The following is a 9643-nucleotide window of genomic DNA, read 5'->3' as shown; positions in this document are numbered from 1 at the left end:
CCGAGAATGCCAATATACTTGAGGCCCATACTGGCTGCTATTTTTCTACCTCTACGTTCATCTATTATTAGGCGATCTGCATGTAATTCTATCGCTAGCGCAATCGCTTCGGCTTCACCAGGATCCACTTTTTGCCGCAGTGCCTGTACCAAAGCTTGGTTTCTTACCTGCCGCGTTTCTATCCACCCGAATGTCTGGACTTCTTTAGCTCCTGGTACTGCTGGGCCTGCACCAGTCAATTCCAAGGTTACAGCTTGCGGGATTACTATATGCCGGTACAGTTGTTGCAGAAGTTCTAACTGTCTTACAGCAGCCAGACTGGTAATGGGAGAGGTATTGCTGACAATCTTCACAGGCTCTTTAATTCTTCGAGAGTATGCAGGTCTTCTCGAAAATCCTCTACATCATAATGCAGACAAATATTGCGACTGGCAAGGAGTTGTTGAAAATTAATTTGATTCATGCCAGCAAGACGACTAGCATTGCCGAGGGTAAGTTTTTCCTTTTGATACAGCATCACGGCTATCTCCAGCTCTAGCTCGGCTTCTGTCATGCCTGTGGATTGGAAGATATCGTTGGGAATCGTAACGCTCATCGTGCCTCCTCCTAACTTTTGCCTCAATGGTAACACCTACCGATTGACTAGATGGATACCAGGGTATGGTACAAAATCTTTAACCCCATTAAAACCATAGGGGTTAAGCTCAACTATACCGTTGATCATACGTATTGATCATACTTATGAGGTAAAGTCAATTTTATTCCCCCTATTCCCTATTCCCTACTCCCTACTCCCTACTCCCTACTCCCTACTCCCTAAAAACTAGGACGTTTTACCTAACCCAATTTAAAACTGCTAGATGAATCCAACTATTTCTACTATTCCAATTCAGCAACTAACCTCAGGCGATCGCATTTCGCTCCAAGTCTATAAATTCGTTGGCTCCCAACCAGGAAAGAAGGCATATTTACAAGGCAATCTCCATGGTTGTGAAATTGTTGGTAATGCGGTCATTCACCAGTTGATTGACTTTTTGAGCACTCTGGATGACACTCAGCTGACTGGGGAAATCTGGCTGGTTCCTGTTTGTAATCCAGCTAGCACTAATCAGCGTAGTCATTTCTTTGCCACAGGAGGATTCAATCCTTACGATGGTCAAGACTGGAATCGGATCTTTTGGGACTATGAAAAAGAGTGTGATGATTTAGAGGATTTCGCCCAATCTCAACTTAATTTGAACCCTGATGAAATCAGAAATAACTATTTAGCACGGATCCAGTCTAGCTTGAAACAACACTTAGAAGACTGCTACTCTCCGAGGGGATTACCGTTTCGTCACATTTATCGCTATCAACTGCAATCTTTATGTGTAGATGCTAACTATGTGATTGATATCCATAGTTCTACTAATCAAGGACTTGATTTCTTGTATGGCTTCTACTCTCGGGAAAAAAGCGCCAAAGACTTTCTTCTCGATTATGGAATTGTGATGCATGAGGATGAGTATGATGGGGATGCTTTCGATGAGGCATTTATTAAGCCTTGGCAAGGGTTAGAGAAAGCCTTGGCAAAGTTAGGCAGAACCCTTCAGTTTGATATTGAATCATGGACTCTAGAATTGGGTTCTGGGATGCAAATGAATCCAGATTCTGTGAAACGGGGAGTATACGGTATCAAAAACTATTTGTCGAAAAAAGGAATGTTACAATTGCCGGATTTTCCGATAACTGATCCAGACTCCTACCAAATGAAATTAGCATCTAAAGATAACATCGAGAGATACTATGCTCCGGCTGGAGGAATGATTCAATCGAGAGTTGAGTTAGGGAGTGTTGTCAAAGTAGGAGATAGACTTTATCAGCTACTGAGCTTTAATAAAGAAGGAAATCTACCGAATGTAATTGATATCAAGGCTGAGACAGATGGTTTAGTGTTTGATGTTTCAACAAATTATAGTGCAAATCAAGGGGAATATGTGCTATCAATACGGCAATTTGATAGTAAGCATTCAGCCGTCAGCCGTCAGCCATCAGGCTTGGCCTATGGCTGAGAGCTGATAGCTGAGAGCTGATAGCTGAATGTTGACATTTGATAATTCTGTAGGGGTGGGAAACAGTTAATTCAAACTTGGATTGTAATTAGGACTTGGGTTACTCAACATTTTGGCTTTAATTTTACTAACCTAAACTGTTGTGAATTTAAACTGTATAAGCCCGTGAAATCAACTAAAAAATATATATTCCAGTCCCCTTTATCATGCAGGCCTTTTGCCTTTTGCCTTGCTAAAACGCATTTTAAATTCGTTTTAGCTTACTGACTTTCTAAAGCCAAGTATCTTGTCCTTCTGGGGAATCTGAATTAAACCAACTAGCATCTAAATAATTAATTCGAGCAAAAGGACTCAAGGCTGATAACACATGGCGTCCATAACTGCGGCGGTTTACACGATTATCCAAGATGGCAACACAGCCTTGAGTAGCTCTAACTGGTGCCACTGCTCGTTGTAATTCTCTCAATGCTGTTGGTAACAAATACAAACGAAACCAATCCTGACGTTGCTGCTTGTAGTAAGCGACTCGACCAGCAACTAATGGATTTTCCAAAGAGGGAATTGGTAAGGTAGCAATCATCAACAGTTGGGGACGGGGGATTTGAGCTTGATAGGTATGCCAAAATTCCCAGCCACAAATCAAAATACTTCTGTGACTGAGACTGGTGCTTTCTACCTGCACCCGGGAACCAAATTCTGCTGCTAAGACTGCCCCTAGCTGGGCTTTGAGGGGGACATCTCCAACTAAAATAACTACTGGTCTGGTGATGTCAGTACTTAGGGTCAGTAGGGTGCCAATTTCTTGAGTCAGAGCGTTTTGAAATCGCTCTGTATTGGGCATGGGTAGACGATCGGGCAAATACAGTTGAATCTGTCGGTGAGGGGAAAACTTCAAACAGGTTAACTCGCCTAATCCGAGCTGCTGACGGTACACAGAGGCACTTTTCTCTAAATCTAGAGCCCCACCGATTAGCACTACTGGCTGTCTCGACCAAATGGGATTTAAGGCTGTAGCGACTTCTACTGGTGCGCTATATAAGGAAAACTGACCTTGCGATCGCGCAACGGTTGCCCACATTAGCTGACCTGACTGCTGCCAGCAGTCCCAAAAATCTTTCCAGGGTTCCAGCAGATACAGGGATTGTGCTTCAGTGCTGAGGGAACTTAGTCGATCAAATAGCTGTTCCAAGCCATCTTGCTGATCAGCTTCAATCACGTAGCACTCATAGGGGTTAGCAGGGCGCTGAAATAAGGCTTTGGTTAGCTTTACCCGCACATCCCGAATCAAATCAGCCTCTTGTGGATGGGCTTGCATCAGTGCGTCCCAGTCTTGGGGCTGGATGCAGCCTTTAAGTTGGTTACTAGTCCAAGATTCTAGGTCATCCACACCATCAATCACAGTAGGGATGTGATTAGGAAACCAGCCCTTGTGCTTCAAGCGGTCTGTTAGCCACGATTCTGGTGAGGTAATCAACAGTCCTTGGAACGGTTGATCGGGAAACCTATCACTGTTATGAATTACCTTATCGCTACCAAACCACTGTTGTAAAAGCGGAATTTCCTTTTGCAGCAACCATTCTTGTATCCATAAGGGTGCTACTACGATCACAGGTCCAGACCAAACCAGGGCTGGTGCCAGGTAACTCAGGCGATAGGAAGACTGTAGAGAGGTTTCCTGCAAGGGTTCTAAACCGGTCTGTATCAAAGCAGAACGCCCTAACCGCAAGGCTCGTGCCACTAGCCTCGCCATAGTCAATTGGTGAGGCCAATTGGGTTGACCCTGCGATCGCAAAAAATCCCGTAACGAGGAATGAACTTTGACTTCAATCAAACTAGCATTCAACGGCTTTGCCTCGTTAAACTGAGCAATAAGCACTTATACTGTGATCTTAAATCATGTCTTGGGCAAAAATCGTGAAAGACTAGACAAGCATAGATGGGATTAGGCTGCATCGAAGCCAGGGGTAGTAGTTCAGAATTTTCCTGATTTCCCAGTAACTATTGACATGAGGCGATTACCCTTGCTAGGGTAGTATCAGTAAAAAGAAATTGCCAAACTTTTATAGCTAACGCCCCAAAAAGACATGTTCAGCCCCAGCTATTACTTTTATTTTTGGTTTAGGAAGGTTCACCGGAGGTGACGATAGTTCCATATGGAACCCCCCGGTGGACCGCAGCAATATAATCTGCGGTCCTTTGTTTTTTTAGGTAAAGCAGCGACAAGAGCAAGACATGACCACCTACCTTTACAACATTTACGGCTTTTACTTTTTTTGGCCCAGAAATCGTTCCGGGTAGTTAGGTCGTGCCAACCTTTCACAGCAACCCGGTTCCTTGAAGGTTCCGGGTTTTTTTTATGTCCATATCTGTAACTAAATCTGTAACTAAGGAGTCCATAACCATGTTGAACGCTAAATTAGCATTAGCTACTAACCCCAATCACCAAACCATCGTTAGACTCTCAGAACAAGTTGTCTTCGGTGGTTCAGAACTGGTGATTATTGGTGGTCCATGTACCGTAGAAAGTCACGCCCAGATGGAAACAGTGGCTACTAAACTTAAAGCTGCCCCGGTACAAGCATTGCGGGGAGGTGCCTTCAAACCGCGCACCTCCCCGTACTCTTTCCAAGGGCTAGGACTAGCAGGACTAGAAATTTTGTCTGATATCGGCAGGCGTCACCAAATCCCAGTAGTGACGGAGGTGATGTCGATTGGGCAAATTGAATCTATTGCTAACCACGCTGATCTGCTTCAGGTAGGTAGTCGCAATATGCAAAACTTTGACTTACTCAAAGCCTTGGGTAAGCAAGACTTGCCGATACTGCTAAAGCGGGGACTAGCTGCTACTGTTGAGGAATTCGTCATGGCAGCGGAATATATCCTCAGTCACGGTAACTCTCAGGTGGTGTTGTGTGAACGAGGTATTCGCAGTTTCGATAACTATACCCGCAATATCTTAGATTTAGGAGCAGTAGTAGCACTCAAGCAGTTGACTCACTTGCCAGTGATTGTAGACCCTTCCCATGCTGTGGGTAAGCGGGAATTAGTGGCACCTCTGGCAAAAGCTGCAGTGGCCGCTGGTGCAGATGGACTGATTATTGAATGTCATCCGGAACCAGAAAAATCTGTTTCTGATGCTAGACAGGCGCTTTCTATCGAAGCAATGGTGGATTTGGTTCATAGCTTAAAGCCGGTGGCAGCAGCAGTGGGACGACAGATTGTAGAACCTGTCACTCTTCCGGAGTTAGCGATTGACCTTGGCCAAAAGGCCACGCTACGCGAACGGTCACGCTACGCGAACGCATCTTAAGCAGAAACGACAATTTTTATTTATAGCGCTACTTGAGGTGGAATAGGGAACTTCGGACAAGGGAACAGGGAATGATTTAGCGTGGTCTTATAGCGCTGCATCGCTCTTTCCTACTGTTACCTGTTCCCTATTCCCTGTTACCTATTCCCATCAATGGTAGTTTCACATCTTAAATGAAAATGCTAGATTAGCCATCATTCTCCTAGCATCTGCAATTTGTATAAACTAGCGTATAATCCGTTTTGCTCTAACAATTCCTCATGGCTTCCCGACTCTACTAACTCTCCTCGCTTGAGTACCAGAATCCGGTCTACATTACGAATAGTGGACAGCCGGTGGGCAATAATAATTGCAGTCCGCTGTTCTAACAGCCGTTCCAACGCTTCTTGAATCAGAGCCTCGGTAGCCACATCTAAACTAGCTGTTGCCTCATCCAGCACCAAGATTTGGGGGTTACGAATTGCAGCACGAGCAAAGGCTAACAATTGTTTTTGGCCAGCAGACAGATTAGTTCCTCGCTCTCGCAGCTGGGTATCGTAGCTTTGGGGCAGTTTTTCGATAAAGCTAGCCACATTCGTCACCTCCGCTGAGGTTTTAATTGCCTCAATGGAGTAGGTTTCTCCTAAGGAAATATTACTCTTAACATCACCAGCAAAAAGAAATCCCTCCTGAAGGATGACCCCGATGTGGCGTCGTAGTTCTGCCTGGGGTAAATCCCGAATATCAATCCCATCTACGAGAATTCTCCCTTGGCTTGGTTCATAGAGGCGGCAGAGCAACCGAATAATGGAACTTTTACCCGCACCGGTCGGACCAACTAAAGCAACTTTTTCCCCTGGATGAATGGTAAAGTGCAAGTCTTTGAGAACATATTCATCTTCTTTGTAAGCAAACCAAACGTGTTCAAAGCAAATCTCTCCGTTTAGGGTTGTTCCCGTAGCGTGACCGTTGGTCAAAGGTTGTTCCCGTAGCGTGGCCTTTTGGCCAAGGTTAGACGGTTGTTCGGTATAACCATTGCCCAAGGATAAGTTAGAAGAGTGATGGGCTAGATCACCATTCAAGCTGCTTGGAGGCTTTATCGGTAAATCCCCAGATTGTTTCCGGTCTTGTTTCCCTCCCTCAAACTCTGGAGAACTTGCCACCTGCAACCGTCTGACCTGCAACCCTTCGGGGTCACGAATTTCAATGGTTTCATTCATAATGTCACTGATGCGCTCAATTGCAGTGAAACCAGCTTGGAGCATAGTGAATTTTTCTGAAAACCGACGCAAGGGGTCAAATAGCCGCTGAGCATAGAGGATAAAGGCAGACAAATCACCAAAACTCAGGTGATCTTTGAGGATAAAATGACCACCGCTCCACAACACTGCTGCGATCGCTACCAGGGAAATCCACTCTAGGGTTGCTGAAATCGCTGAATCGTGAAAGATGGTTTTGTCTACTTCAGTGACGTATTTTTGGTTAACCGTGCGAAACATCTCGGCATTGTATTGTTCACGGCGAAACAGTTGCACAATATTAATGCCAGAGATGTTTTCTTGCAGCATAGCGTTTAGGGAGGAAAGTTCTTCCCTAGATTTGTAGTTAGCTTTGCGATATTGTTTCTGGAAGTAAATAATGATAGTAGTCACTGGCAGGAGCATTAGCACTAAGATCGATGCCAGTTGCCATTGCACCAAAAACATGGTACTAGCAATGACTATCATGGATAGTAAATCACCCACGATGCCAATGGCACCGGTGGAAAAGACATCGCCTAGGGCTTCCACATCGCTAGTGAGCCTGGTAATCAATTTCCCTACTGGTGTGCGGTCAAAAAATCGCACCGCTAGGGAGGTGACGTGCTCAAATAGGTCTTCCCGGATAGCAGCAGTGATTCGTTGACCTATCTTCACCACCACGAATCCCTGAATCCCAACGAACACTAACCGGATTAGTATGGTTAATAGTAGTATAGAGATCAGAATATTGATGCTCTGTGAGAGAGAGCGCTCTAATAGGAAAGACCAAGTTCGATCTTCTTGACGAATTAAAGAGATTACCTGCCCAACAATTAAGGGTTGAATGGCACTTGCTACGGACAGGGGTATCAATAAAGTAATTGCAATAAATAGCGGGCCTTTGCTGCGACGGGCGTAGGGGACTAGGCGTAGGAAAAGTCTCCAGTCGTTCTCTTGCGTTCGCATTTTTGGAGCTGCCTGTTTACCTGGTGATCTGCTGGTCATCTAACACTAAGGGTGTTAATTTGGTGAACAATATGGTAGCGCAAATAAAATTGAGAGTGCTTTTACTTAACCACGAAGACGCAAAGAACGGGAAGGACGATCGGGGGTTAAACGATAGGAGGATTCTCTCGATTGCTCAATTCTGAGGGTGGGCGATCGCTACTCCAAGCCCACCATACATAGCCACACTGACATTGATAAAACTCTTGCCACTTCCGGCGGTGGTCTTCACCCATCACTGGTGAGGACCGATTAATCCAAACCTTCTCAGCTTCTAGAACAGATGCTCGACAACTAGGACAGCAGAATTCCAAGGCATGGGTGGCTGATTTGGTCCACTGAGGCGGTAAGGGGGCAAAAGCATCCATATATATAGCAATCCTCTCGGGGTCTCGGGGGGTAATAGTTAGCAATAGTTACGTTAATTTGGGATTCTTGATTTCCCTGAGACTATTTTAGGGGTTGTACCATCTATAAATTCCCCTGAATCGGATATTGTTTTAGTTAGCTTGAGGCAGTACCTCTGCCATAGGATCTGGTCGTGCTAGTTCATGGCTGACGATATTGCCTAATTGAAAACACAAGGGCCCATGTCTCATCCGTTATATCTCAATCTTATTTCCTTCTGTGGTATTTTTGCCCTATGTTTCATTGCTTGGCTCAGTTCTGAGCATCGCCGCCTAATTCCTTGGAAAGTGATCATTTTCGGCATTGGTTTACAACTGGTGATGGGACTGTTAATATTCCTGTTTGCCCCCACCCGCCAATTCATCCTCGGCTTGAATGACGCTCTCAATGCTATCTTGGATGCTTCAGAAGCAGGAGCTAGGTTTATGCTCGGTGGTGGTAATTCTGCCTTTGTTCCTGATCCAGAATTGATGGTTGGTCCTGGTCCAGCGGGACGCTGGATTTACCGAGCAGTGGGAACTCCTTACGTTTCTGTCCCAGGGGATCGCCTCACTCCAGATAATCTGAATTTCGGCTTTATTTTTGCCTTCCGCTCCCTACCCCAGGTGGTTTTCTTTTCTGCCTTGATTGCTCTGTTGTATCGACTGCATCTGATCCAGCCAGTGGTTCAGGTCTTTGCCAGACTATTCCGGGCAACTATGAGTATTAGTGGTGCTGAATCCCTATCAGGAGCAGCGAATATTTTTGTAGGGATTGAATCAGCGATCGCAGTCAAGCCATTCTTAGCCGATATGACCCGCAGCGAACTGTGTGCTATTCTTACATGCTGCTTTGGTTCGATTGCTTCAACAGTATTGGCTCTCTATACCAGTTTCTTGCGACCGACTTTCCCCACCATTACTGGTCACTTGATGTCCGCTTCTGTGCTAACTATCCCCGCCTGCTTCGTGATGGCGAAACTGATTGTGCCAGAAACCGATGTGCCCAAAACCTTAGGGAAGGTACCAACAGAGGAAGAAGACCGGAATCAGAAAAAACCTAGCCTCATCGATAGTTTAATTGTGGGAGCATCGGATGGAGTGAGGATGGCTGTGGGAATTGCCGCTGTAGTCATTGCAATCCTAGGCTTAGTCGCACTCGTCAATACTTTTTTTGCTTATTTGGCTAATTTGACTGCTAGTAACAATCCCCTACTACAGCTAATCGGTAATATCTTTAGTGTGATTACCTTAGATAATATCTTTGGGGTACTGTTTTTGCCCTTGACCTTTCTGACTGGTGTTTCCCTAAATTGGCAAGAACTGTGGCAAGCCTCTGTGCTGATCGGTCAACGGTTATTGCAAACCGAGATTCCTTCCTATCTTAAGTTAGCCCAGCTATCAGCCCAGGGATTAATTAGCGATCGCGCTATTTTGATTATCAGCTATGTCCTCTGTGGCTTTGCTCATATTGCCTCCTTTGGCATTTTTGTTGGTGGTTTAGCAAGTCTGGTTCCCGAACGTCGTGCTGACATTAGCGCCATTGGCTGGAAAGCTCTCTGGGCAGCAACTTTAGCTACATACATGACTGGCTGTATTGCTGGTGTGTTTGATTTCGGCAACCCAGCAATTTTGGGAAAATAGTCTCAAGTCAGCAAATGTGAAGTCTAA

Annotated in this window: 8 protein-coding genes; 3 read left to right on the top strand and 5 right to left on the bottom strand. The window is 45.2% G+C overall.

What is annotated here, in order from left to right; genetic code table 11:
- Together F6K37_RS20985 and F6K37_RS20980 are read right to left on the bottom strand one after the other, a co-directional pair.
- On the bottom strand, window positions 1-353 hold a 353-nt coding region (locus F6K37_RS20985; RefSeq protein WP_287251905.1), incomplete at its 3' end, for a PIN domain-containing protein.
- Window positions 350-595, bottom strand: coding sequence for a UPF0175 family protein (locus F6K37_RS20980; protein ID WP_009148995.1), 246 nt, complete (start codon window positions 593-595; stop codon window positions 350-352). The genes F6K37_RS20980 and F6K37_RS20985, both read right to left, overlap by 4 nt.
- Window positions 596-860: 265 nt before the next feature.
- Between F6K37_RS20980 and F6K37_RS20975 the strand changes: the two genes are divergently transcribed.
- Window positions 861-2051, top strand: coding sequence for a succinylglutamate desuccinylase/aspartoacylase family protein (locus F6K37_RS20975; protein WP_287251903.1), 1191 nt, complete (start codon window positions 861-863; stop codon window positions 2049-2051).
- Between the two features lie 271 nt (window positions 2052-2322).
- On the opposite strand, the gene F6K37_RS20970 is transcribed toward F6K37_RS20975, so the two are convergent.
- The gene (locus F6K37_RS20970) at window positions 2323-3927 is read right to left on the bottom strand and encodes a helicase C-terminal domain-containing protein (protein WP_353838297.1); all 1605 of its coding nucleotides are present in this window, start codon (window positions 3925-3927) and stop codon (window positions 2323-2325) included.
- 480 nt (window positions 3928-4407) lie between these two features.
- On the opposite strand from F6K37_RS20970, the gene aroF reads away from it, so the two are divergent.
- Entirely contained in the window at window positions 4408-5361 is a 954-nt protein-coding gene (gene aroF, locus F6K37_RS20965) for a 3-deoxy-7-phosphoheptulonate synthase (protein WP_071986924.1), read from the top strand.
- Between the two features lie 194 nt (window positions 5362-5555).
- Here aroF and F6K37_RS20960 read toward each other — a convergent pair whose 3' ends face one another.
- A complete protein-coding gene (locus F6K37_RS20960; RefSeq protein ID WP_287251900.1) occupies window positions 5556-7586 on the bottom strand; it encodes an ABC transporter ATP-binding protein in 2031 nt (676 codons plus the stop codon).
- 107 nt (window positions 7587-7693) lie between these two features.
- Complete coding sequence (locus F6K37_RS20955) at window positions 7694-7954, bottom strand: hypothetical protein (protein ID WP_071105323.1); 261 nt, start codon at window positions 7952-7954, stop codon at window positions 7694-7696.
- Between the two features lie 222 nt (window positions 7955-8176).
- Here F6K37_RS20955 and F6K37_RS20950 point away from each other — a divergent pair, with 222 nt between their 5' ends.
- A complete protein-coding gene (locus F6K37_RS20950; RefSeq protein ID WP_287251898.1) occupies window positions 8177-9616 on the top strand; it encodes a NupC/NupG family nucleoside CNT transporter in 1440 nt (479 codons plus the stop codon).
- The last annotated feature ends 27 nt before the right edge of the window (window positions 9617-9643 follow it).

The organism is Moorena sp. SIO4E2 (assembly GCF_010671945.1).
Taxonomy (GTDB): Bacteria; Cyanobacteriota; Cyanobacteriia; order Cyanobacteriales; family Coleofasciculaceae; genus Moorena; species Moorena producens.
Note: the sequence above shows the minus strand (reverse complement) of the source record. Positions and strands in the feature narration are given on the sequence as shown.